At 65.7% G+C, this 22,553-nt stretch carries 22 protein-coding genes; 15 read left to right on the top strand and 7 right to left on the bottom strand.

Going from position 1 to position 22,553, the window contains the following annotated elements:
* The first annotated feature begins 121 nt into the window (after positions 1-121).
* Complete coding sequence (gene hemC / locus N5J73_RS07245; RefSeq protein ID WP_049448002.1) at positions 122-1,033, top strand: hydroxymethylbilane synthase; 912 nt, start codon at positions 122-124, stop codon at positions 1,031-1,033.
* Between the two features lie 136 nt (positions 1,034-1,169).
* On the opposite strand, the gene N5J73_RS07240 is transcribed toward hemC, so the two are convergent.
* Both N5J73_RS07240 and N5J73_RS07235 read right to left on the bottom strand, forming a co-directional pair.
* Positions 1,170-1,946, bottom strand: coding sequence for a DUF481 domain-containing protein (locus N5J73_RS07240; protein WP_049448000.1), 777 nt, complete (start codon positions 1,944-1,946; stop codon positions 1,170-1,172).
* 106 nt (positions 1,947-2,052) lie between these two features.
* Complete coding sequence (locus N5J73_RS07235) at positions 2,053-2,655, bottom strand: hypothetical protein (RefSeq protein WP_049447999.1); 603 nt, start codon at positions 2,653-2,655, stop codon at positions 2,053-2,055.
* 81 nt (positions 2,656-2,736) lie between these two features.
* Between N5J73_RS07235 and N5J73_RS07230 the strand changes: the two genes are divergently transcribed.
* Both N5J73_RS07230 and N5J73_RS07225 read left to right on the top strand, forming a co-directional pair.
* On the top strand, positions 2,737-3,708 hold the full coding sequence (locus N5J73_RS07230; RefSeq protein ID WP_010481302.1) for a YafY family protein: 972 nt from the start codon (positions 2,737-2,739) through the stop codon (positions 3,706-3,708).
* A 24-nt stretch (positions 3,709-3,732) separates the two neighbouring features.
* Positions 3,733-4,527, top strand: coding sequence for a MetQ/NlpA family ABC transporter substrate-binding protein (locus N5J73_RS07225; protein ID WP_049447998.1), 795 nt, complete (start codon positions 3,733-3,735; stop codon positions 4,525-4,527).
* Positions 4,528-4,662: 135 nt separating this feature from the next.
* Here N5J73_RS07225 and glpK read toward each other — a convergent pair whose 3' ends face one another.
* The 3 genes from glpK to N5J73_RS07210 all read right to left on the bottom strand — a co-directional run bounded on the left by glpK (position 4,663) and on the right by N5J73_RS07210 (position 8,547).
* Positions 4,663-6,162 (bottom strand): glycerol kinase GlpK, encoded by a 1,500-nt coding sequence (glpK, locus tag N5J73_RS07220; protein WP_049447996.1) that lies wholly within the window; start codon positions 6,160-6,162, stop codon positions 4,663-4,665.
* A gap of 79 nt (positions 6,163-6,241) precedes the next feature.
* A complete protein-coding gene (gene glpD, locus N5J73_RS07215; RefSeq protein ID WP_049445044.1) occupies positions 6,242-7,723 on the bottom strand; it encodes a glycerol-3-phosphate dehydrogenase in 1,482 nt (493 codons plus the stop codon).
* A 188-nt stretch (positions 7,724-7,911) separates the two neighbouring features.
* Positions 7,912-8,547, bottom strand: a complete 636-nt coding sequence (locus N5J73_RS07210; RefSeq protein WP_057500508.1) for an OmpW family outer membrane protein — start codon at positions 8,545-8,547, stop codon at positions 7,912-7,914.
* Positions 8,548-8,733: 186 nt separating this feature from the next.
* On the opposite strand from N5J73_RS07210, the gene N5J73_RS07205 reads away from it, so the two are divergent.
* The 3 genes from N5J73_RS07205 (at position 8,734) to lpdA (ending at position 13,045) form a co-directional block, all read left to right on the top strand.
* A complete protein-coding gene (locus tag N5J73_RS07205) occupies positions 8,734-9,249 on the top strand; it encodes a DNA-deoxyinosine glycosylase (protein ID WP_080354816.1) in 516 nt (171 codons plus the stop codon).
* Positions 9,250-9,416: 167 nt separating this feature from the next.
* Positions 9,417-11,129 (top strand): dihydrolipoyllysine-residue acetyltransferase, encoded by a 1,713-nt coding sequence (gene aceF / locus N5J73_RS07200; protein WP_279940759.1) that lies wholly within the window; start codon positions 9,417-9,419, stop codon positions 11,127-11,129.
* 107 nt (positions 11,130-11,236) lie between these two features.
* Positions 11,237-13,045 (top strand): dihydrolipoyl dehydrogenase, encoded by a 1,809-nt coding sequence (gene lpdA, locus N5J73_RS07195; protein WP_049445051.1) that lies wholly within the window; start codon positions 11,237-11,239, stop codon positions 13,043-13,045.
* A gap of 458 nt (positions 13,046-13,503) precedes the next feature.
* Here the strand turns inward: lpdA and N5J73_RS07190 are convergent, their stop codons facing one another.
* On the bottom strand, positions 13,504-14,322 hold the full coding sequence (locus N5J73_RS07190) for a hypothetical protein (protein ID WP_049445053.1): 819 nt from the start codon (positions 14,320-14,322) through the stop codon (positions 13,504-13,506).
* Positions 14,323-14,780: 458 nt separating this feature from the next.
* On the opposite strand from N5J73_RS07190, the gene N5J73_RS07185 reads away from it, so the two are divergent.
* From N5J73_RS07185 to N5J73_RS07145, 9 genes are all read left to right on the top strand, one after another.
* The gene (locus tag N5J73_RS07185; protein ID WP_006394654.1) at positions 14,781-15,146 is read left to right on the top strand and encodes a hypothetical protein; all 366 of its coding nucleotides are present in this window, start codon (positions 14,781-14,783) and stop codon (positions 15,144-15,146) included.
* A 30-nt stretch (positions 15,147-15,176) separates the two neighbouring features.
* The gene (gene atpB / locus N5J73_RS07180) at positions 15,177-15,977 is read left to right on the top strand and encodes a F0F1 ATP synthase subunit A (protein WP_049445055.1); all 801 of its coding nucleotides are present in this window, start codon (positions 15,177-15,179) and stop codon (positions 15,975-15,977) included.
* 73 nt (positions 15,978-16,050) lie between these two features.
* Positions 16,051-16,356: a F0F1 ATP synthase subunit C gene (gene atpE / locus N5J73_RS07175; protein ID WP_005411133.1), complete on the top strand. Its 306-nt coding sequence runs from the start codon at positions 16,051-16,053 to the stop codon at positions 16,354-16,356.
* A gap of 106 nt (positions 16,357-16,462) precedes the next feature.
* On the top strand, positions 16,463-16,933 hold the full coding sequence (locus N5J73_RS07170) for a F0F1 ATP synthase subunit B (protein ID WP_005419512.1): 471 nt from the start codon (positions 16,463-16,465) through the stop codon (positions 16,931-16,933).
* A gap of 2 nt (positions 16,934-16,935) precedes the next feature.
* Positions 16,936-17,463: a F0F1 ATP synthase subunit delta gene (locus tag N5J73_RS07165; protein WP_049445057.1), complete on the top strand. Its 528-nt coding sequence runs from the start codon at positions 16,936-16,938 to the stop codon at positions 17,461-17,463.
* Positions 17,464-17,507: 44 nt separating this feature from the next.
* Positions 17,508-19,055, top strand: a complete 1,548-nt coding sequence (atpA, locus tag N5J73_RS07160; RefSeq protein ID WP_014038567.1) for a F0F1 ATP synthase subunit alpha — start codon at positions 17,508-17,510, stop codon at positions 19,053-19,055.
* Positions 19,056-19,152: 97 nt separating this feature from the next.
* Positions 19,153-20,016 carry a F0F1 ATP synthase subunit gamma gene (gene atpG, locus N5J73_RS07155; RefSeq protein WP_049445058.1) on the top strand — a complete coding sequence of 288 codons (864 nt, stop codon included), beginning with the start codon at positions 19,153-19,155 and terminating at the stop codon, positions 20,014-20,016.
* A 38-nt stretch (positions 20,017-20,054) separates the two neighbouring features.
* Positions 20,055-21,461 (top strand): F0F1 ATP synthase subunit beta, encoded by a 1,407-nt coding sequence (atpD, locus tag N5J73_RS07150; protein WP_010481327.1) that lies wholly within the window; start codon positions 20,055-20,057, stop codon positions 21,459-21,461.
* Between the two features lie 113 nt (positions 21,462-21,574).
* The gene (locus tag N5J73_RS07145) at positions 21,575-21,997 is read left to right on the top strand and encodes a F0F1 ATP synthase subunit epsilon (RefSeq protein WP_005419509.1); all 423 of its coding nucleotides are present in this window, start codon (positions 21,575-21,577) and stop codon (positions 21,995-21,997) included.
* A 149-nt stretch (positions 21,998-22,146) separates the two neighbouring features.
* Here the strand turns inward: N5J73_RS07145 and N5J73_RS07140 are convergent, their stop codons facing one another.
* The gene (locus N5J73_RS07140) at positions 22,147-22,530 is read right to left on the bottom strand and encodes a GtrA family protein (RefSeq protein WP_049445060.1); all 384 of its coding nucleotides are present in this window, start codon (positions 22,528-22,530) and stop codon (positions 22,147-22,149) included.
* Positions 22,531-22,553: the final 23 nt, after the last annotated feature.

The following is a 22,553-nucleotide window of genomic DNA, read 5'->3' as shown; positions in this document are numbered from 1 at the left end:
CGGCGTCCCCCGCGACCCCATCCCGCCCGGCCAAGCACGGCTGTTGCTTTCACGCCCCCCAGCCAGCCACGAGGGGCTCCGCCGTTGGCCGTATCCGCGCCGAAGGCGCGATAATGACCGGATGGAAACCGTCCGCATCGCCACCCGCAAGAGCCCGCTCGCCCTCTGGCAGAGCGAACACGTCGCCGACCGCCTGCGCCAGGCCCATCCCGGCCTGCATGTGGAACTGGTGCCGATGAGCACCCGCGGTGACGAGGTGCTCGACCGTTCGCTGGCCGCCATCGGTGGCAAGGGCCTGTTCCTGAAGGAACTGGAGCTGGCCATGCTGCGTGGCGAGGCCGACTGCGCCGTGCATTCGCTCAAGGACGTGCCGATGGAACTGGATACACCGTTCGCGTTGCCGGCCATGCTGACCCGCCACGATCCCGCCGATGGCTTCGTTTCCAATCTGTACGCCTCGCTGGACGCGCTGCCGATCGGCGCGCGGGTCGGGACCTCGTCGCTGCGTCGCCAGGCCCAGCTGCGCGCGCTGCGCCCGGACCTGGAGCTGCTGGACCTGCGCGGCAACGTCAATACCCGCTTGGCCAAGCTCGACAACGGTGGCTACGACGCCATCGTGCTGGCCGTGGCCGGCCTGGAGCGGCTGGGCCTGGGCGAGCGCATCGTCGCGCGCCTGCAGCCGCCGCAGTGGCTGCCGGCCCCGGCGCAGGGCGCGGTGGCAGTGGAGTGCGATGGTGGCAATGCGCGCCTGATGGCGCTGTTCGCCCAGCTTGATGACGCGGCCACGCGTGCCTGCGTGGAGGCCGAGCGGGCGATGAACCGTGCGTTGCATGGCAGCTGCCATGTGCCGGTAGCGGCCATCGCGCAGTGGCAGGGCGACGACCTGCACCTGCAGGGGTTGGTTGGCAGCGCCAGCGATGGCCGTGCGGTGCGTGCCGAGGCGGTGGGTCCGGCCAGCGACCCGGAAGCGCTGGGCCAGCGTGTGGCGAAGCTGTTGCTGGATGCCGGTGCAGGCGAACTGCTGAACGTCTGAGCCACGCATCTGTAGAGTCGAGCCATGCTCGACTGCTCTTTTCGCAGAGGCGGGCCTGCTCGACGGGCCGGCCAACAGCAGTCGAGCATGGCTCGACTCTACAAAAAGAAGACGGGCGCCCTGGCGCCCGTTCTGCTTATTTGAACTTGTAGACCACGTTCATCGTGGTCAGCGTATCGGTCTTGCGCTTGTCCTCGGCCACGTCACTGTTGTAACGCGCCTGCCAGCCGGCCTTCAGCGCCAGATGCTCGTTCATGCTCACCGAAACACCGAAGTCGTTCTGGCCAAAGGTGTTGTAGGAACCCGATTCGACCAGCAGGGTGTTGACCAGGTCGGTGTTGTCGGTCAACGAGTACTTCATGTCGAACAGGCCACGGCCGATCATGCCGGTGCGGGTGCGGTCGTCCTCGGTGCTGTGGGTGCGGCGCACACCGGGGCCGATCTGCGCGTCGAACGAGAAGCGCTCGGTGTTCCACAGGCGGGTGCCGTAACCCAGACCGAACGAGCTCTGGCGGTCGTAGGTGGCGAAGTCGTCGCGTTCGGTACGCACCGTCGCGGTCAGCTGGCGGTGCTCGCCCAGCTGCAGCGCGCTGCCGGCACTGCCGGTGTAGCGGTTGGCGGTGGTGTTGTTGCGGCGGGTGGTGGTGCCGTCGTCGTTGGTCTCGGTCACCTTGGAGCTGGAGCGCAGGCCGAACAGATCCATGCTGTGCACCCAGTCGCCGTCGGTGTAGCGCAGGCGCAGGCGGCCGTTGAAGCTCTCGGTGCTGCTGTTGCCACGTGCCGAAGCGAAACCGAGCTCGCCGCCACTGCCGCTCCACGGCGAGGACATCGCCGCCAGTTCGGAGGCATCCTGCGCATATGCGAGCGGTGCGCACAGCAGCAGGGGGATCAGCAGGGACACGCGCAGGGACATCGGGGCTTCTCCGAAGCGATTGACAGCCGGTGATGATACTGGAAGCGTGATGGCGGTCCGAATCGATCCAATGCGCGCTTCAGCGAACGTTGCCGCGATCGCCTATTCAGGGCAGATCGACGCGCAATGCCGGGTCGTTGAAGCGCGAATAGCGCAGGCGCAGCTGGAAGCTGCGGCCATTGCTGCTGCCGCTGCGCACGATCTGCCGTGGCAGGCCCTGGGCGTCCACCCAGTATTCCAGGCGTTCGCCGGGCTGGGCGCCACGCAGCCGGTAGTGACGGGTTTCGACGCCATCCAGCGACTGGCTGCCCAGGTCTTCGGCCTGCAGGTCGGCGGGCAGGGCATCGGCCGGCAGCGGATTGCGCCACTGCTCCAGCAGGCCCGGTGGGGTTGGCACCTGGCGGACCGCACCCTCGGCCTGCAGGAACATGGTGTCGCCGATGATGGTCTGCGGCCCGGCCGGGGTCTGCACCCGGAAACGGTCGGGGGCGACGAAGTCCATGGCGCTGCGCACCGGCTGCGGCGCACCCAGCACCTCCAGTTCGGCGTGGAAGCTGCGCAGGGCCGAGAAGCGCTGGCTGGCGCCCAGCACTGCCTGCGCCGGATCCGCAGCCGGCACGGGCGCTTCGGTGCTGGCCGGCGCGGCCGCGCGATCACAGGCGGCCAGCAGCAGGCAGGCCAGCAGGGACAGGGCAGGCAACCGGCGCATCGGGTGTTCCAGAGGGGTGGGGGCGACCACGATAGCCCAAACGTCCCACACAAGACCCGCGACTCGGACATAATCGGGGGTATGGACCGATACGAACGCATCACCGCCCTGCATCGTCTGCTCAAGTCCGCACGCTATCCGGTGACGGTGGCGACCCTGCAGGACAAGCTCGGTTGTTCCCGTGCCACCGTCTACCGCGACCTGGCCTTCCTGCGCGATGCGCTGATGGCACCGATCGAAGGCGACGGCGAGGCGGGCTTCCGCTACCAGGCCGACGAGAGCGACCGCTTCGAGCTGCCCGGCCTGTGGTTGAGCTCGGAGGAACTGCATGCCCTGCTGGCCTCGCAGCATCTGCTGGCGCGGACCGGCGGCGGTGTGCTGTCCTCGGTGCTGGCACCGCTGCAGCAGCGCATCGAGAGCCTGCTGGCCGCCCAGGCCGGCGTCTCCAGCTGGCCGGTGGACCGTGTGCGGGTGATTCCGCACCGCGGTCGCAAGTTCGATGAAGGCAGCTTCCGCAGCGTGGCTTCAGCCGTGCTGGAGCGCCGCCAGCTGGCGTTCGAGTACCGCGCCCGTTCCACCGACGAGCCGACCAAGCGCACCGTTTCGCCGCAGCGCCTGACCCACTATCGCGACAACTGGTACCTGGATGCCTGGGACCATGACCGCGAGGCGCTGCGCAGCTTTGCCGTGGATCGCATCCACAAGGCGCGGGTGATCGACAGCACCGCCCGCGATGTGGCCGACAGCGAGCTGGACGAGCAGCTGGGGGCCAGCTACGGCATCTTCTCCGGCGCGCCGAAGGGCTGGGCGACCATTCTGTTCAGCGCCAAGGCCGCGCGCTGGGTGGCCGACGAGCACTGGCATTCCAAGCAGCAGGGCCGCTTCCTGGCCGATGGCCGCTATGAACTGAAGGTGCCGTACAGCGTCTCGCGCGAGCTGCTGATGGACGTGCTGCACTACGGCTCGGATGCCGAGATCGTCGAGCCGGTGATGCTGCGCGAACAGGCCAAGGCGCTGCTTGAGCTCGCCCTGAGCAATTACGACAACTCCTGACCTCCCCCGAGAAGCCTTCCGCCCATGAAGAAGACCCTGTTGCTGCCCCTGCTTGCCGCTGCGCTGGCCCTGACTGCCTGCGGCAAGTCCGGCGAACCCTCGCAGAAGCTGGTGGTGGCCGCCACGGCCGTGCCGCATGCCGAGATCCTTGAAGTGGTCAAGCCGATCCTGAAGCAGGAAGGCGTGGACCTGGACGTGCGCGTGTTCAACGACTACGTGCAGCCCAACGATCAGCTGGTGCAGAAGCAGGTGGACGCCAACTACTTCCAGACCGAGCCGTACCTGGACGCCTACAACCGCGATCGCAAGACCGATCTGGTGAAGGTGATCGGCGTGCACATCGAACCGTTCGGTGCGTACTCGCGCAAGATCAAGTCGCTGGCCGAGCTGCGCGAAGGGGCCGACGTGGTGATCCCGAACGATCCGAGCAACAACAGCCGCGCGCTGATCCTGCTGCACAAGGCCGGCGTGATCGAGCTGAAGGATCCGACCAACGCGCTGTCGACCCTGCGTGACATCACCGCCAATCCGAAGAACCTGAAGTTCCGCGAGCTGGACTCGGCGATGCTGCCGCGCGTGCTGGACCAGGTCGACCTGGCCCTGATCAACACCAACTACGCGCTGGACGCCGGCCTCAACCCGACCAAGGATGCCCTGGCGATCGAGAGCAAGGACTCGCCGTATGTGAACTTCCTGGTCGCACGCCCGGACAACAAGGACGACGCCCGCGTGCAGAAGCTGGCCAAGGCGCTGACCAGCCCGCAGGTGAAGGCCTTCATCGAGACCAAGTACAAGGGCGCGGTGCTGCCGGCGTTCTGACGCCAGCGCCCATTCCCCTGTAGAGCCGAGCCTATGCTCGGCTCTGCTTTTTGCGGTATCCCGCCAGCGGCAGCCGAGCATGGCTCGGCTCTACAGTGTCACTCCACGTGCCGCAGCCGGGCGGGCATTGAAGTTTCAATCGACGTGGAAGGCGAGGGTAGCGGCAACGGCCTGCTGCCATCCTGCATACAGTTTCTCGCGCCGGGCCACGTCCATCTGTGGCTCGAAGCGCCGGTCCAGGCCCCACTGCGCGGCGATCTGTTCGCGGCTGGACCAGAACCCCACTGCCAGGCCGGCCAGGTAGGCCGCACCCAGCGCGGTGGTCTCGGTCAGTCGCGGCCGCAGCAGCGGCACACCGAGGATGTCGGCCTGGAACCCGGCCAGGAAGTCGTTGCCGATCGCACCGCCGTCGGCGCGCAGTTCGGTCAGCGCGATACCGGCATCGGACTGCATTGCATCGAGTACGTCGCGGGTCTGGTAGGCCATTGCTTCCAGCGCGGCGCGCACGAAGTGCGCCTTGCGCGTGCCACGGGTCAATCCGAACATCGCGCCACGCACATCACTGCGCCAATAGGGTGCACCGAGGCCGACAAACGCCGGCACCAGGTAAGCGCCGCCGCTGTCGGGCACCTGCGCGGCCAGTGCCTGGCTGTCGCTGGCGCGCTCGATCATGCGCAGCCCATCGCGCAGCCACTGCACCACCGAGCCGGCGATGAAGATCGAGCCTTCGAGTGCATATTCCACGCGCCCGTCCAGGCCCCAGGCGATGGTGGTCAGCAGTCCGTTGCGCGAACGCACCGCCTGCGTACCGGTGTGCATCAGCATGAAGCAGCCGGTGCCATAGGTGTTCTTGACCATGCCCGGCTGGAAGCAGGCCTGGCCGAACAGCGCCGCCTGCTGGTCTCCGGCGATGCCGGCGATCGGGATCGGATGATCGAAGAAGAACTGCGGCCGCGTGTGTGCGTACACCGCGCTGGAGTCGCGCACCTGCGGCAGCATCGCGCGCGGGATGTCCAGCAGCGCCAGCAGGTCGTCATCCCAGTCCAGCGTGTGGATGTTGAACAGCAGGGTGCGCGCGGCGTTGCTGTAGTCGGTCACGTGCGCCTGGCCACCACTGAGGTTCCACACCAGCCAGCTGTCGATGGTGCCGAACAGCAGTTCGCCGCGCTCGGCGCGCTGCTGCGCGCCCTCCACGTGGTCAAGAATCCAGCGCACCTTGGTGGCGGAGAAATAGGCGTCGATCAGTAGACCGGTGCGCTCGCGGACCAGCGCCTCGTGCCCTTCGGATTTCAGCCGCTCACAGATGGCGTGGCTCTGCCGCGACTGCCAGACGATGGCGTTGTGGATCGGCTGGCCGGTGGCACGATCCCAGACCACGGTGGTTTCGCGCTGGTTGGTGATGCCCAGTGCGGCGATGTGGCGCGGGTCGACCTGGGCACGGCTGAACAGTTCGGTCAGCGTGGCATAGACGCTGGTAAGGATCTCGCGCGGGTCATGCTCGACCCAGCCGGGCTGCGGGAAGATCTGCGCGAACTCACGCTGCGCACTGCCGACGATGTCGCCAGCGCGGTCGAACAGGATCGCGCGGGAACTGGTGGTGCCCTGGTCGATGGCCAGCACGTAGCGGGGCGTCATGCAGCGTCTCCGATGGCGATGGTGTTGGTAGAGTCGAGCTTGCTCGACTGCTTTTCATGTCAGTCGAGCAAGCTCGACTCTACCGTCTATCGATCCACGCCTGCAGCCGGGCCACCTGCGCAGCATCCAGCCGCAACCCCAGCTTGCTCCGCCGCCACAGCACGTCCTCGGCATTCAAGGCCCATTCGTGGTCGCGCAGGAAAGCCACTTCGCGCGCATGCAGGCCGCCGCCAAAGTCCTCACCAAGATCGTTCACGCCCTGCAGGCCATGCAGCAGCTCCGCGCTGCGGCTGCCGTAGGCGCCGGCCCAGCGGCGTGCAATCTCGGCGGGCAACCACGGTGCCAGCGCCTGCAGGCGGGAGCGCGCCTGTGTGGCGTCACCCCAGTCGCTGCCCGGCAGCGGGTCTCCGCGTGCTGTCCACGCCGGGCCCATCTGCGGCAGGGCCGGTCGCAGCAGCTCCAGCGCTTCCTCGGCCAGCACCCGGTAGGTGGTCAGCTTGCCGCCCAGCACGTGCAGCGCCGGCGCCGGGTTGGACTGCAGCTGAAGGCGGTAGTCGCGGCTCAGCTTTGCCGCACGCGGGTCCGGGTCGGCCAGCAGCGGACGCACACCGGCGAACTGCCAGACCACATCATCTGCACTGATCGGTTCGCGCAGGTAGCGATTGGCCGCTTCGCACAGGTAGGCGACCTCGGAGGGCAGCACGCTGCAGCGTGCCGGATCGCCGCGGTAGTCGGTGTCGGTGGTGCCGACCAGCAGATGATCGTGGGCGAACGGCAGCAGGAACACCACGCGGCCATCGGGTTGCTGCAGCAGGCAGGCACTGTCATCGGGCCAGGGACGGCGCAGCACGATGTGGCTGCCCTGCACCAGTCGCAGTGCGGGACCGCCGCCGCTGCGTGCCTCCATCTGCTCCAGCAGGCCACCGGCCCATGGGCCGGCCGCATTGGCGACGGCACGCGCGGTCACATGCTGCTGGCCATCGGCGGATTCCAGTACGGCCTGCCAACGGCCCTGCACAGGGCGCAGTTCGATGCAGCGGCTGCGCACATGCAACTGTGCGCCACGCTGGGCAGCGTCCAGGGCGTTGAGCAGTACCAGCCGCGCGTCATCCACCTGCGCGTCGGCGTAGCTGAAGGCCTGCCGCAGATCCGGGGCGAGCCAGGGGCCGAGCGGATCACGCTGAAGGTCCAGAGCGCGCGATGCGGGAAATGCCGGGCTGCGCCGGCCCAGGTGGTCGTACAGCCACAGTCCCACGCGCAACATCCAGCGCGGGCGCAGGTGCGGTTCCCACGGTAGTACGAAGCGCAATGGATGGACCAGATGGGGCGCCTGCCGGCGGACCACCTCGCGTTCGCCGAGGGCCTTGCGCACCAGGCCCAGCTCGCCCTGTTCCAGATAGCGCAGGCCGCCGTGGATCAGTTTGCTGCTCGCACTGGAGGTGTGCGCGGCCAGATCGTGCTGCTCGCACAGCATCACCCGCAGGCCCCGGCCGGCCGCATCACGGGCGATGCCGGCACCGTTGATGCCGCCACCGATCACCAGCAGGTCGATTTCGTGCATCGCGCCTCCGCATTCTGTGTGTGCGTAGAGTCGACCGTCAGTCGACTGCCTTTTGTAGAGTCGAGCCATGCTCGACTTTTGAAAGGACAGTCGATTGACAGTTGACTCTACAGACAGCAGGTGACGGAAACGACGACGGGCCCCGAAGGGCCCGTCGCGTTACATCAGTGAAGCAGGTGCAGCCTGGATCAGAAGCGGGCGCCGATGCCGAAGCCGACGGTCCACGGATCCATCTTGGCTTCGCCGATCTTCTCGCCGCCGACCTTGATGTCCGGGCGGGCGCGCATGTAGCGGGCGTCGGCACGGGCGAACCAGGTGGAGTTGATGTTCATGTCGACGCCGACGGTGCCGATCACGCCCTTGGCATCCTTGAAGCGGATGTCGGTGTCAGCGCCGTTGCCCAGCTTCTCGTTGCTGAAGGTCGACTGGTAGTAGCCCACGCCCACGAACGGACGGAACACGTTGTCGGCCTGGCCGAAGTGGTACTGGCCGCTCAGGGCGACCGGCTGCTGCTCAACCGAGCCAACGCGGGCGTTGTTCGGGCCCTTGAAGGTGTTGTCGAACTTGTCGGCAGCGCCCCACAGTTCAACGGCCCAGTTGTCGTTGATGTAGTAGCTGAAGCTGACGGTCGGCGCCGGGCCGCCATCGGTCTTCTTCACGCCGGTGATCGGGTCGTTCTTCGGTTCCAGCAGCGAGATGCCGCCAACAACGGCAAAATGCTTGCCCGAAGCGGTGTCGGTGCTGCTGCTGTCCTGGGCGAAAGCGGCCGGCGCGAACGCGGCGGAGGTCAGCAGGGCGAGACTCAGGATACGGATGGAGCGCATGGGGGTATCTCCTAATGTTTCTTGTTTTGGGCCCCCGGTTGCGGGGCGAGCACACCGTAGTCGCCTCAACATGAATCGAATCCGACGCGCGTTAAAAAATAGTTGTCCTTGTTCAGCGATCAGCGCGAAAAGCCTGTATTGATGGGGTTTCCGGTCATCGGCGGCATTCATTCAGTTGGAGAAGATGTGAGCGCGGCAACGATGTGCATTGGCCTGCAAGCGCAGGTGAACGTGGATTGCAGGGTGCTGCTGCTGGGCTCGATGCCCGGCGTGGCGTCGCTGCAGGAGCAGCGTTACTACGCGCATCCGCGCAATCGTTTCTGGCCGCTGCTGGCGGATATCTGCGGATTCGACGCGGGTCTGCCCCATGCGCAACGACTGCAGGCACTACAGGCGGCAGGTGTTGGCCTGTGGGACGTGATCGGCCGGTGCGAGCGGCGCGGCAGCCTCGATGCGGATATCGTGCGCGGCACGGAAGTGCCCAATGCGCTGCCGGCATTGATCGCTTCGCTTCCTGAGCTGGAGCTGATCGGCTGCAACGGCGCCGCATCGCTGAAGGCATTCCAGCGTTGGGTGCTGCCCTGCCTGGAGGCCCCGCCAAGGCTGCTGGCACTGCCGTCCACCAGCCCGGCCAATGCGGCCTGGTCGCTGCCACGGCTGCGCCAGGCTTGGCAGCCGGTAGCCGACGTACTGGCGACATGAGGCGGACATCGTCCGGACAATACGCTACCGACTGGATGCAGCCACAACCCATGGACAACAGCGTGTCCCGGCTGCGTGCGTACTGAAAACACCTGTAACGGTTGGCGCTGGCCCCCGCTGGCCGCACAATAGACGTTTCCCTACACCAGATTGCCGGAGTTATCCCCATGGCCGAAATCAAGGAAGCACTTGTCCCCGATATCGGTGACTACAGCGATATCCCGGTAATCGAGGTGCTTGTCGCCGTCGGCGACACGGTCAAGAAGGACCAGGGCCTGGTGACGCTGGAAAGCGACAAGGCGACCATGGAAGTGCCGTCCTCGGTGGCTGGCGTGGTCAAGGAACTCAAGGTCAAGGTCGGCGACAGCCTGTCCGAGGGCAAGGTCGTGGCCCTGATCGAAGTGGCCGAAGGCGAAGCCGCCAAGCCGGCGGCGGCTGCGCCGGCACCGGCCAAGGCGGCTGCCCCGGCTGCTGCTACCCAGAGCGCGCCGACCCCGGCCGCAGCTGCGCCGGCCGCTCCGGCTGCCAGCGGTGGTGCGGTTGAAGCGCGGGTGCCGGATATCGGCGACTACGCCGGCATTCCGGTCATTGAAGTGCTGGTCGCCGTGGGCGACACGGTCAAGAAGGACCAGGGCCTGGTCTCGCTGGAAAGCGACAAGGCCACCATGGAAGTGCCGTCGTCGGTGGCCGGTGTGGTCAAGGAGATCAAGGTCAAGGTCGGCGACAATCTGTCGCAGGGCAACGTGGTCGCCATCATCGAAGCCGAGGGCGCTGCCGCGCCGGCGCCGACCAAGGCTGCCGCAGCCGCTGCTCCGGCTGCCGCCGAGACCGCCACCAAGGTCGAGCCGGTCGCTGTGCCGGCGCAGCCGGACAAGCTGGCGGCCCGCGAGATCGCCTCGGCCGGTACCCCGTCCAGCCCGCCGGTGCAGTTCAACGCCGATGGCGTGCTGCCGGCCAAGGTGCCGTATGCCACCCCGGCGGTGCGTGTGTTCGCCCGCGAACTGGGCGTGGACCTGCTGCAGATCAACGGCACCGAGAAGGGTGGCCGCATCACCAAGGGTGACGTGCAGAAGTTCGTCAAGGCCGCACTCAGCGGTGGCGTGCCAGCGGCCGGCGGTGCTGCAGTCGCTGCCGGTGGTGGCCTGAACCTGCTGCCGTGGCCGAAGGTCGATTTCAGCAAGTTCGGCGAGACCGAAGTCCAGCCGCTGTCGCGCATCAAGAAGATCTCCGGTGCGAACCTGGCCCGCAACTGGGCGATGATTCCGCACGTCACCCAGTTCGAGCAGGCCGACATCACCGACCTGGAAGGCCTGCGCGTGGCGCTGAACAAGGAGAACGAGAAGGCCGGCATCAAGCTGACCATGCTCGCCTTCCTGATCAAGGCCAGCGCCGCAGCGCTGAAGAAGTTCCCGGAATTCAACGCTTCGCTCGATGCCAGCGGCGAGAACCTGACCCTGAAGAAGTACTTCCACATCGGCTTCGCCGCCGACACGCCGAACGGTCTGGTCGTGCCGGTCATCCGCGACGTGGACAAGAAGGGCGTGGTGCAGATCGCGCAGGAAACCGGCGAACTGGCCAAGAAGGCGCGCGACGGCAAGCTGGGTCCGGCCGACATGAGCGGCGGCTGCTTCTCGATCAGCTCGCTGGGCGGCATCGGCGGCACCGCGTTCACCCCGATCGTCAATGCACCGGAAGTGGCCATCCTCGGCGTCTCCAAGTCGTCCATCCAACCGGTCTGGAACGGCAAGGAATTCGCACCGAAGCTGATGCTGCCGCTGTCGCTGAGCTACGACCACCGCGTCATCGACGGCGCCCTGGCCGCACGCTTCACCACGTACCTGTCGCAGGTACTGGCCGACATGCGCCGCGTGCTGCTGTAAGGCACCGCTTCGCCCCCACCGTGCGGCCGCTGCCCCTGGCGCGGCCGCGTGAACAGATGCAGTGACAGCCCGCCGGCACCGCCGCGCGGGCACGAGGAAAACCCACCATGGCCACGATTGAAGTCAAGGTTCCCGACATCGGCGATTACAGCGATGTGCCGGTGATCGAAGTGTTGGTCGCCGTCGGCGACACGGTGAAGAAGGATCAGGGTCTGGTGACCCTGGAATCGGACAAGGCGACCCTGGAAGTGCCGTCCTCGGCCGCCGGCGTGGTCAAGGAAATCAAGGTCAAGCTGGGCGATACCCTGTCCGAAGGCGCCGTGGTCGTGCTGCTGGAGTCCGAAGGCGCCGCTGAAGCGCCGGCCAAGGCCGCTGCGCCGGCCCCGGCTGCGGCCGCTCCGGCCAGCAAGCCGCCGGTGACCCCGTCGCACCGCGCCCCGGCTGAACCGGCTGCACCGAAGCCGGCGCTGTCCAGTGGCAAGCCGGCCGACATCGAATGCGAAATGGTCGTGCTGGGCTCGGGCCCGGGCGGCTACACCGCCGCCTTCCGCGCCGCTGACGTCGGCCTGGATACGGTGCTGGTCGAGCGCTACGCCAGCCTCGGCGGCGTCTGCCTCAACGTGGGCTGCATTCCGTCCAAGGCACTGCTGCATGCTGCAGCGGTCATCGACGAAGTGGCCCATGCCGGTGATTTCGGCGTCGAGTTCGGCAAGCCGACCATCACCCTGGACAAGCTGCGCCAGTACAAGGAAAAGGTCGTCAACCAGCTGACCAAGGGCCTGGCCGGCATGGCCAAGCAGCGCAAGGTCCGCAGCGTGCAGGGCGTCGGCAGGTTTGTTTCGGCCAATGAACTGGAAATCACCGCCGCTGACGGCAGCACCCAGCTGCTGCGCTTCCAGAAGTGCATCATCGCCGCCGGTTCGCAGGCGGTGAAGCTGCCGAACTTCCCGTGGGACGACAAGCGCGTGATGGATTCCACCGACGCGCTGGAGCTGGCCGAAGTGCCGGGCTCGCTGCTGGTCGTCGGCGGCGGCATCATCGGCCTGGAAATGGCCACCGTGTACAGCGCGCTGGGCAGCAAGGTCACTGTGGTCGAGTTCATGGACCAGCTGATGCCGGGTGCCGACAAGGACCTGGTCAAGCCGCTGGCCGACCGCCTGAAGAAGCAGGGCATCGAAGTGCACCTGAAGACCAAGGCCTCCGGCGTCACCGCCGATGCCAAGGGCATCACCGTGACCTTCGAAGCCGCCGAGGAAGGCCAGGCGCCTGCGCTGGCGCAGGGCACCTTCGACCGTGTGCTGGTGGCCGTGGGGCGCTCGCCGAACGGCAAGAAAATCGATGCCGAAAAGGCCGGCGTGCAGGTCACCGACCGTGGTTTCATCCCGGTTGATCGCCAGATGCGCACCAACGTGCCGCACATCTTTGCCATCGGCGACATCGTCGGCAACCCGATGCTGGCCCACAAGGCCACGCACGAAGGCAAGCTGGCCGCCGAAGTGGCTGCCGGCCACAAGAAGGAGTGGGTGGCCCGCGTGATTCCGTCGGTGGCCTACACCAACCCGGAAATCGCTTGGGTCGGCGTCACCGAGACCGAAGCCAAGGCCAAGGGCCTGAAGGTCGGCGTGGCCAAGTTCCCGTGGGCCGCCAGTGGCCGCGCGATCGGCATCGGCCGCACCGAGGGCTTCACCAAGCTGATCTTCGACGAAGAGACCCACCGCATCATCGGTGGCGCCATCGTTGGCGTGCATGCCGGTGATCTGCTGGCCGAGATCGGCCTGGCGATCGAGATGGGTGCCGAAGCCGAAGACATCGGCCACACCATCCACGCCCACCCGACGTTGAGCGAATCGGTGGCGATGGCCTCGGAAATCTACGACGGCACGATCACCGATCTGTACATGCCGAAGAAGAAGTAAGGCGCCCGCGCCGCTCCGAACGAAAAGCCCCGGTTTCTGCCGGGGTTTTTTGTTGAGCTTCGATCACTCTCGTTGCGAGCGTTCGGGCCGCTGCGCGGGTGGCAGGCGTTCGGACAAATGTCCCCCGTCGCCCGCCTGCGGCGGTCGCCTCCTCCTTTACTTTGTCCAAACGCCTGCCACCCGCACAGCGGCTCGGCTTGCGGACGGTCGAGCCGCAGAGCCACTGCAACAGGCGCATGGTTGCCTGACACGCGGAGGGAGCGGGGGCTGTGTGCGAAGTAAAGGAGGAGGCGTCGGCCTCAGGCCGGCGCCGGGGGACATTCGCACACAGCCCCCACTCCCTCCAGCGCTCGACCAACCCGCTTCTGCTCTTCTGACAGGAACCCACAAAAAAGCGCGGCCCCGATGTTCCGGAGGCCGCGCCAGGAGAGAGAGAATGCCGTGGAAGGGGCGGGGGATCAGAACACGAAGCTGATACCGGCCACGGGGCCCTTGAATTCCTGCTTCAGGCCGACAGTACCGTCGCTGCCCTTCTTGTCCACGTCCAGCTTGAACCAGTCGTAGCCGGCGAACACACCGAAGTTCTTGGTGAAGCGGTAATCGACGATGGCATTGGCGCGGCTCAGGTCGCCCTTATAGTCATCGAAGCTGCCCCAGCGCGTGTTCAGGTACTGGCCCTGCAGCGTGATCATCCAGCGCTCGGACGGAGTGAAGGTCATGCGCGCACCCACCACAGGGGCCACGCCATCGGCCTTCTCGTTGAGGAACTGGCCTTCGTACACCGTGCCCAGGTCGGCATAGCCCTTGGTGCTGACCTTGGCGTACTCGCCACCGATCTGCAGGCCCAGGTCGAAGGTGTCGGTATCGACGACCGAATAGTCGTAGACCAGGCTTGCCACCTGATACTTCAGCTCGCCCTTCACGAAGCTGCCGGCCGGCACGTTCTCACCGCCGAAGGAAATGCCCTGGTCGAGCGTCTCGCGACGGTCCTTGTCGTACTTGAAGTAGTTGAACAGCAGGCGCTGACGGTTGCTGATGCGGAACATGCCGTCAATGCGCGGCTCCCATTCCTTGCCACCCAGCTTGAAGTCCTGGTTCAGGGAGATGTCCTGGCCGGCCACAGTGGTGCTGCCGCGGAGGGTGTTGTCCGAATCGATGTTCATCGCACCCAGACGGATGGCAAAGCGGTCGTCGCCTTCGGCGGCGTGGGCGGCATTGGCGAACGAGGCGCCGGCAGCGAGCAGGGAAAGGGCGAGCAGGGTGGGTACGGGGCGCATCGAAGAGTCCTTGCAGTGGTTCATCAGAATGAAGACCACTGTGCCGGACGCCGCCGTCCACCATCCGTGAACGTATGGTCCACGGAGTGTGCACGGTTCAGCGCTGTCGTGACCACGCAAAAAGATGGCCCCGGAGCCGGGCTTCGGGGCCATCGTGGGACCTGCGGGGCGGAGCGTCGACGAGGTTGCTGCAGGCAGGTCGAAAGATCGGACCGGCGCATTCGGCGAAAGTTCCGCGCCTGCGACCAAAGTTCAATACTGCGGTGCAGCATCACGCGGACGTCATTGTCCCCCGGGTGGCACGCAAAAATGTAACCGTTACCGCAACTTGCGGCTTCCAGGGATGAACAGGGAGCGGTTGTCTCGCAAATTGTCCCATTGCTATAATTTGGCGGCTCGATGAGGCCCCCCTGCTGTAGCCGCCTCAGCCCTCCACTTGCAACCACGCGGGACGTCCTGTGCTGAACTCCGTTGATGCGGGTCGGCGACTGATGCTGCGCGCCGCGGTCTACCCGCTGGCCGCGGTGGCTGTCCTGGCCCTGGCCTTCCTGCTGGTAGGTCCGAAGTATGCCCTCGGCGCGCTGGCGTCCGGTGTGGCCATTTCGGCCGGTGGCTGGGTGGCGGCGCGGATGGCACTGGGCGGTGGGGCACTGGCCGCAGGATCGGCGATGGCTCGCCTGATCATTGCGATCGTGGCCAAGTGGGTCGTGGTTTTCGGCGTCCTGCTGGTGGGGTTCCTGGTCTTCAAGCTGCCTGCGTTGGCGCTGTTGGCCGGTATCGCCGTCGGCTTGATGTTCCAGGTCCTGGCCATGGCCAGGCGTTGACAGAATTCAATTAACTAAGGTTCCGGACACATGGCGGGCGAGGCTCTAACCCCTACCAGCTACATCCAGCATCACTTGCAGAACCTGACCGCTCCGGTCGGCAAGGGCGAGGGTATGTTCTGGCATATCCACGTCGATACCTTCCTCACCGCGGTCCTGATGGGCCTGGTGGTCGTGGTCGCCTTCTGGCTGGGCACCCGCAAGGCCACCGCCGGTGTGCCGGGCAAGTGGCAGGCCTTCGTGGAAATCTGCCTGGAGTTCGTTGACCGCCAGGCCAAGGACACCTACCACGGCAAGAGCAAGCTGGTCACGCCGATCGCCATCACCATCTTCTTCTGGATTCTGTTGATGAATCTGCTGAAGATGATCCCGGCCGATTTCATCGCCAAGCCGCTGGAATGGGCAGGCGTGCACTACTGGAAGCCGGTGCCTACCGCTGACGTCAATGCCACCCTGGGCATGGCCATCAGCGTGTTCTTCCTGATGCTGTTCTTCGCGCTCAAGTCCAAGGGCCTGGGCGGCTTCATCAAGGAATTCCTGACGGCGCCGTTCGGCAAGTGGATGATGCCGTTCAACCTGATCCTCAACATCGTCGAGTGGCTGAGCAAGCCGATCTCGCTGGCGATGCGACTGTTCGGCAACATGTTCGGCGGCGAAATCGTGTTCCTGCTGATCTGGGTGCTGGGTGGTGCCGGTTTCTTCGGTGCCATTGCCGGTGGTGTGTTCGGCCTCGGCTGGATGCTGTTCCACCTGCTGGTGATCCCGCTGCAGGCCTTCATCTTCATGATGCTGTCGATCGTGTACCTGAGCCTGTCGGAAGACGCTCACTGAGTTTCAAGCTTCAACGCGTTTCAACCTTCATCCGTTTCATCACCCTTAGCAACTTAAGTTCCTGGAGATAACCATGTACTTCGCCGTCCTGACCAACTTCGCGCAGATTCAGAGCTCCACCGCCCTTGCCGTCGGCATCATGATCGGCCTGGCCGCGCTGGGCGCCGGTCTGGGTCTGGCCATCATGGCTGGTAAGTTCCTGGAGTCGGCCGCCCGCCAGCCGGAACTGATCCCGGTCCTGCAGGTCCGCATGTTCATCACCGCTGGCCTGATCGACGCCGCGTTCATCATCTCGGTCGCTGTCGGCCTGCTGCTGGCCTTCGCCAACCCGCTGTCGGCTGCCTTTGCTGGCGCCGTCACCAAGGCTCTGGCCGGCTGATACAGCGGTTTGAGACGACCGGGTGCTGATGCACCCGGTTTCGGATGAAGGCCGGATGTGCCGCTTCGGCGGCACGTCCACCCCGAAACCAGCGATCGAGCTAACCATGAATATCAATTTCACCCTTCTTGCGCAGGCGCTCGCCTTCGCTGGTCTGATCTGGATCATCGCGACCAAGATCTGGCCGCCGCTGATGAACGCGATCGAAGAGCGCCAGCAGAAGATTGCTGAAGGCCTCGCTGCTGCCGACCGCAGCCAGAAAGATCTGGCCCAGGCGCAGGAGAAGGTCAACGAAGCGTTGAAGGAAGCACGCACCAAGGCCAACGAGATCATCGATCAGGCCCACGCGCGTGCCAACCAGATCGTCGATGCTGCACGCAACGAAGCGATCACCGAAGCCACCCGTCAGAAGGAACTGGCCCAGGCTGAAATCGACGCCGCCGCCAACCGTGCCCGTGAAGATCTGCGCAAGCAGGTGTCCGCGCTGGCCGTGACCGGTGCCGAAAAGCTGCTCAAGCGCGAAATCGACGCCAACGCCCACAAGGCGCTGCTCGACGAGCTGGCCTCGGAGATCTAAGGATGAGCCAGGCCCTCACGCTTGCCCGCCCGTACGCCCGCGCCGCGTTCGCGACCGCGCGCGACGAAGGCGCGTTCGCGCCGTGGTCGGACGCCCTGGCGTTCTCCGCCCACGTCGCCGCCGATCCGCGCGTGGCGGCCCTGCTCGCCAACCCGGAGCTGGGCCGTGACGACGCCGTCGCCCTGCTGGCGCCGGTGTCCCACGGCGAGACCTACTCGCGCTTCCTGGCCATCCTGGCCGAATCGCATCGTCTGCCGCTGCTGCCGGAAATCTCCGGCATGTTCGACGCCCTGCGCGCCGAAGCCGAGCACGTGGTCAAGGCCACGGTGACCTCGGCTTCCGAGTTGTCGGCCGGAGAGCTGGACGCGATCAAGGTTGCGCTGCGCAAGCGCTTCAACCGCGAGGTCGAAGTGACCACCGCGGTCGATGCTTCGCTGATCGGCGGCGCCGTGATCGACGCCGGCGACGTGGTCATCGATGGTTCGCTGAAGGGCAAGCTGGCCCGTCTGCAGACCGCGCTCGCTAACTGAATTCATTTAACGTCCGGCCCCGCTGCCGGCACTAGGACTTGACGATGGCAACCACGCTCAACCCCTCCGAAATCAGCGAACTGATCAAGAACCGCATCGAGAAGGTCAAGCTGGCCGCGGAATCGCGCAACGAAGGCACCGTGACCAGCGTGTCCGACGGCATCGTGCGCATCTTCGGTCTGGCCGACGTGATGCAGGGCGAAATGATCGAACTGCCGAACAACACCTTCGCCCTGGCCCTGAACCTGGAGCGCGACTCGGTCGGCGCCGTGGTCCTGGGTGACTACGAGAACCTGCGCGAAGGCGACGTCGCCAAGACCACCGGCCGCATCCTGGAAGTGCCGGTCGGTCCGGAACTGCTGGGCCGCGTCGTGAACGCACTGGGCGAGCCGATCGACGGCAAGGGCCCGCTGGGTACCGACCTGACCGCTCCGGTGGAGCGCGTTGCTCCGGGCGTGATCTGGCGCAAGTCGGTCGACCAGCCGGTGCAGACCGGTTACAAGTCGGTCGACTCGATGATCCCGATCGGCCGTGGCCAGCGCGAGCTGATCATCGGTGACCGCCAGACCGGCAAGACCGCGATGGCGATCGATGCGGTGATCAACCAGAAGGGCACCGGCATCAAGTGCGTGTACGTTGCGATCGGCCAGAAGGCTTCGACCATCGCCAACATCGTGCGCAAGCTGGAAGAGAACGGCGCGCTGGCCCACACCATCGTGGTGGCCGCGACCGCTTCCGAATCGGCAGCCATGCAGTACATCAGCGCCTACTCGGGCTGCACCATGGGTGAGTACTTCATGGACCGCGGCGAAGACGCGCTGATCGTGTACGACGATCTGTCCAAGCAGGCCGTTGCCTACCGCCAGATCTCGCTGCTGCTGAAGCGCCCGCCGGGCCGTGAAGCCTACCCGGGTGACGTGTTCTACCTGCACTCCCGTCTGCTCGAGCGCGCTGCCCGCGTGTCCGAGGAATACGTCGAGAAGTTCACCGAAGGCAAGGTCACCGGCAAGACCGGTTCGCTGACCGCGCTGCCGATCATCGAAACCCAGGCCGGCGACGTGTCCGCCTTCGTTCCGACCAACGTGATCTCGATCACCGACGGCCAGATCTTCCTGGAAACCGACCTGTTCAACGCCGGCATCCGCCCGGCCGTCAACGCCGGTATCTCGGTGTCGCGCGTCGGTGGCTCGGCCCAGACCAAGATCATCAAGAAGCTGTCCGGCGGCATCCGTATCTCGCTGGCCCAGTACCGCGAGCTGGCTGCGTTCGCGCAGTTCGCCTCGGACCTGGACGAAGCGACCCGCAAGCAGCTGGAGCGCGGCCAGCGCGTCACCGAGCTGATGAAGCAGAAGCAGTACGCGCCGATGTCGATCGCCAACCAGGCGCTGTCGATCTACGCCGTCAACGAGGGTTACCTCGACGACGTGCCGGTCAACAAGCTGCTGGCGTTTGAAGAAGGCCTGCACGCCCACTTCGCCAACACCCAGGGCGAGCTGATCAGCAAGGTCAACGCCACCGGCGGTTGGGACAACGACATCGAAGGTGCCTTCAAGAAGGGCATCGCCGAGTTCAAGACCACCGGCAGCTGGTAATCGCGGTCCTGTAGAGCGGAGCCGCTGGCTCCGCTGGACCAGATGACAAACGGTTGAACAACGCGGGGCATCAGCCCCGCGCCACGGGAAACAAGAGATGGCAAGCGGACGCGAAATCAAAACCAAGATCAAGAGCGTGCAGAACACCCGCAAGGTGACGCGCGCCCTGGAAATGGTCTCGGCCTCCAAGATCCGCAAGGCGCAGGATCGGATGAAGACCTCGCGTCCGTACGCGCAGGCGATGAAGCAGGTGATCGGTCACCTGGCCCAGGCCAGCACCGACTACCAGCATCCGTTCCTGGTCGAGCGTGAGCAGGTCAAGCGGGTCGGCTTCATCGTGATCTCCTCCGATCGCGGCCTGGCCGGCGGCCTGAACAACAACCTGTTCCGCCGGATGCTGGGCGAAGCCAAGACATGGCAGGACAAGGGTGCGGAAGTGGACCTGGTGACCATCGGCCAGAAGGCATCGACCTTCTTCCGCCGCGTGAAGGTCAACATGGTCGGCAGCGTGACCCACATCGGCGACGTGCCGAAGCTGGAATCGCTGATCGGTGTGATCAAGGTCATGCTCGACGCCTTCACCGAAGGCAAGGTCGACCGCGTGTACCTGGTCTACAACCGCTTCGTGAACACCATGACGCAGAAGGCCAGCTTCGATCAGCTGCTGCCGCTGCCGCCGGCTGAGAAGCAGGTCGCTCACCACGACTGGGATTACCTGTACGAACCCGATGCCGCGACCGTGCTCGAGCACGTGATGACGCGTTACATCGAGTCGCTGGTGTACCAGGCACTGCTGGAAAACGTCGCCTCCGAGCATGCCGCACGCATGGTCGCGATGAAGGCGGCGAGCGACAACGCCAACAAGCTGATCGGCGAACTGCAGCTCGTCTACAACAAGGCGCGCCAGGCAGCGATCACCCAGGAAATCTCCGAAATCGTCGGCGGCGCGGCAGCAGTCTGACCGCGTTCGTTCAAAGCACACATTTAGAGGATGCAGCAATGAGTCAGGGCAAGATCGTTCAGATCATCGGCGCGGTCGTCGACGTCGAATTCCCGCGTGAGTCGGTGCCGAAGGTGTACGACGCACTGAAGGTCGACAACACCGAAATCACCCTCGAAGTCCAGCAGCAGCTGGGCGACGGCGTGGTGCGCACCATCGCCCTCGGTTCCACCGACGGCCTGAAGCGCAACCTGGTTGCCACCAACACCAACCGCGGCATCTCCGTGCCGGTCGGCGCTGGCACCCTGGGCCGCATCATGGACGTGCTCGGCCGTCCGATCGACGAAGCCGGCCCGGTGGCCGCCAGCGACAGCTGGGAAATCCACCGTGCGGCCCCGTCGTACGAAGACCAGTCCCCGGCCACCGAGCTGCTGGAAACCGGCATCAAGGTCATCGACCTGATGTGCCCGTTCGCCAAGGGCGGCAAGGTCGGCCTGTTCGGCGGCGCCGGCGTCGGCAAGACCGTCAACATGATGGAACTGATCAACAACATCGCCAAGGCGCACAGCGGTCTGTCCGTGTTCGCCGGCGTGGGTGAGCGTACCCGTGAGGGCAACGACTTCTACCACGAAATGAAGGACTCCAACGTCCTCGACAAGGTGGCGATGGTGTACGGCCAGATGAACGAGCCGCCGGGCAACCGTCTGCGCGTCGCCCTGACCGGCCTGACCATGGCCGAGTACTTCCGCGACGAGAAGGACGAAAACGGCAAGGGTAAGGACGTCCTGTTGTTCGTCGACAACATCTACCGCTACACCCTGGCCGGTACCGAAGTGTCGGCACTGCTGGGCCGTATGCCGTCCGCCGTGGGTTACCAGCCGACCCTGGCCGAGGAAATGGGCGTCCTGCAGGAGCGCATCACCTCGACCAAGAACGGTTCGATCACCTCGATCCAGGCCGTCTACGTTCCCGCGGACGACCTGACCGACCCGTCGCCGGCGACCACCTTCGCCCACCTGGACTCGACCGTCACCCTGTCGCGTTCGATCGCCTCGCTGGGTATCTACCCGGCCGTCGATCCGCTGGACTCCACCAGCCGCCAGATGGACCCGCTGGTCATCGGCCACGAGCACTACGACACCGCCCAGCGCGTCCAGCAGACCCTGCAGAAGTACAAGGAACTGAAGGACATCATCGCGATCCTGGGCATGGACGAGCTGTCCGAAGAGGACAAGCAGGCCGTGTCGCGCGCCCGTAAGATCGAGCGCTTCTTCAGCCAGCCGTTCCACGTGGCTGAAGTGTTCACCGGTTCGCCGGGCAAGTACGTGCCGCTGAAGGACACCATCCGTGGCTTCAAGGCCATCGTCGATGGCGAGTACGACCACCTGCCGGAGCAGGCGTTCTACATGGTCGGCGGCATCGAAGAAGCGGTCGAGAAGGCCAAGAAGATGGCCGAGAAGGCCTGATCCGGGACGGGCGGGAGCGATCCTGCCCGACCTGACGCCGGTGCCGGGCAACCGCCCGCGCCGGTGGACCCCCACGGTGGCATTGCGCCGCCGCGAACAGCGAAGAGATTTGCATGAGCACGATCCGTTGCGACATCGTCAGCGCCGAGCAGGAAATCTTCCGTGGCGAAGCGACCCTGGTCGTGGCCACCGGTGAGCTGGGCGAACTGGGCATCGCGCCCAAGCACGCGCCGCTGATCACCCGCCTGAAGCCGGGCAAGGTGGTGGTGACCACGCCGAACGGCGAGCAGCTGGATTTCGCCATTTCCGGCGGCATCCTGGAAGTGCAGCCGCAGGTGGTGACCGTGCTGGCCGACACCGCGATCCGCGCGCAGGACATCGACGAAGCCTCGGTCCGCAAGGCCAAGGAAGAAGCCGAGCGCATCCTGGCCAACCGCGGCGAAGCGATGGAAGTGGCCGAAGCCCAGCAGAAGCTGGCCGAAGCCGTCGTCCAGCTGCAGGCGCTGGAGCGCCTGCGCAAGAACCTCAAGCACTGAGGTTCGCGCTGCACCCACGAGAACGCCGGCCCCGTGCCGGCGTTTTTGTTTGGAGCGGGGCAGGCCCGATTGGGTAGAGCCGACGGGGTCGAGTCGACTCTACCGATCCCGATCCCGATCCCGATCCCGATCCCGATCCTGGTGCCGTCTCAGCGATACACCACGTAGCGCATCAACAGGAACGACACGCAGGCCAGCCCGCCCTCCACCAGCGGCTTGGCCAGCCACGTGTACTGCAGGCCCAGCGCCTGGTCGACCAGACTGACCAGCAGCGTGCTCGCCGCGGTCAGCAGCAGCCACAGCCCGAAGAAGCGTGCAAAGCGCTTCCATCCCAGCTTGCGGGTGCCGGCCTCGGCAAAGGTGTAACGGCCGTTGAGCCAGAAGCCCAGCAGCATGCCGGCCAGGCGACCGGCGATGTTGGCCGGCGCTACCGGCATGCCCAGCGCGGTGGCGACCACGAACACCAGCCAATCGACCAGCAGCTGCACGAGCCCGATCACGAGGTAGGCGCTTCCCTGGCGGACGAGGCTCATCGGCATGGTGAAAGAAGAGAGAT

Source organism: Stenotrophomonas sp. GD03654, from assembly GCF_029845105.1.
In the GTDB taxonomy this organism is placed as follows: domain Bacteria; phylum Pseudomonadota; class Gammaproteobacteria; order Xanthomonadales; family Xanthomonadaceae; genus Stenotrophomonas; species Stenotrophomonas africana.
Note: the sequence above shows the minus strand (reverse complement) of the source record. Positions and strands in the feature narration are given on the sequence as shown.

What these genes read in the sequence shown, in the direction of transcription:
- N5J73_RS07235 (WP_049447999.1), bottom strand. Translation starts at nt 2,655, where the DNA reads ATGCGCCGGTTGCCTGCCCTGTCCCTGCTGGCCTGCCTGCTGCTGGCC.
- lpdA (WP_049445051.1), top strand. Translation starts at nt 11,237, where the DNA reads ATGGCCACGATTGAAGTCAAGGTTCCCGACATCGGCGATTACAGCGAT.
- glpD (WP_049445044.1), bottom strand. Translation starts at nt 7,723, where the DNA reads ATGCACGAAATCGACCTGCTGGTGATCGGTGGCGGCATCAACGGTGCC.
- N5J73_RS07165 (WP_049445057.1), top strand. Translation starts at nt 16,936, where the DNA reads ATGAGCCAGGCCCTCACGCTTGCCCGCCCGTACGCCCGCGCCGCGTTC.
- N5J73_RS07210 (WP_057500508.1), bottom strand. Translation starts at nt 8,547, where the DNA reads ATGCGCTCCATCCGTATCCTGAGTCTCGCCCTGCTGACCTCCGCCGCG.
- N5J73_RS07230 (WP_010481302.1), top strand. Translation starts at nt 2,737, where the DNA reads ATGGACCGATACGAACGCATCACCGCCCTGCATCGTCTGCTCAAGTCC.
- glpK (WP_049447996.1), bottom strand. Translation starts at nt 6,162, where the DNA reads ATGACGCCCCGCTACGTGCTGGCCATCGACCAGGGCACCACCAGTTCC.
- hemC (WP_049448002.1), top strand. Translation starts at nt 122, where the DNA reads ATGGAAACCGTCCGCATCGCCACCCGCAAGAGCCCGCTCGCCCTCTGG.
- atpD (WP_010481327.1), top strand. Translation starts at nt 20,055, where the DNA reads ATGAGTCAGGGCAAGATCGTTCAGATCATCGGCGCGGTCGTCGACGTC.
- N5J73_RS07190 (WP_049445053.1), bottom strand. Translation starts at nt 14,322, where the DNA reads ATGCGCCCCGTACCCACCCTGCTCGCCCTTTCCCTGCTCGCTGCCGGC.
- N5J73_RS07140 (WP_049445060.1), bottom strand. Translation starts at nt 22,530, where the DNA reads ATGAGCCTCGTCCGCCAGGGAAGCGCCTACCTCGTGATCGGGCTCGTG.
- N5J73_RS07170 (WP_005419512.1), top strand. Translation starts at nt 16,463, where the DNA reads ATGAATATCAATTTCACCCTTCTTGCGCAGGCGCTCGCCTTCGCTGGT.
- atpB (WP_049445055.1), top strand. Translation starts at nt 15,177, where the DNA reads ATGGCGGGCGAGGCTCTAACCCCTACCAGCTACATCCAGCATCACTTG.
- atpG (WP_049445058.1), top strand. Translation starts at nt 19,153, where the DNA reads ATGGCAAGCGGACGCGAAATCAAAACCAAGATCAAGAGCGTGCAGAAC.
- atpE (WP_005411133.1), top strand. Translation starts at nt 16,051, where the DNA reads ATGTACTTCGCCGTCCTGACCAACTTCGCGCAGATTCAGAGCTCCACC.
- N5J73_RS07145 (WP_005419509.1), top strand. Translation starts at nt 21,575, where the DNA reads ATGAGCACGATCCGTTGCGACATCGTCAGCGCCGAGCAGGAAATCTTC.
- aceF (WP_279940759.1), top strand. Translation starts at nt 9,417, where the DNA reads ATGGCCGAAATCAAGGAAGCACTTGTCCCCGATATCGGTGACTACAGC.
- N5J73_RS07225 (WP_049447998.1), top strand. Translation starts at nt 3,733, where the DNA reads ATGAAGAAGACCCTGTTGCTGCCCCTGCTTGCCGCTGCGCTGGCCCTG.
- atpA (WP_014038567.1), top strand. Translation starts at nt 17,508, where the DNA reads ATGGCAACCACGCTCAACCCCTCCGAAATCAGCGAACTGATCAAGAAC.
- N5J73_RS07240 (WP_049448000.1), bottom strand. Translation starts at nt 1,946, where the DNA reads ATGTCCCTGCGCGTGTCCCTGCTGATCCCCCTGCTGCTGTGCGCACCG.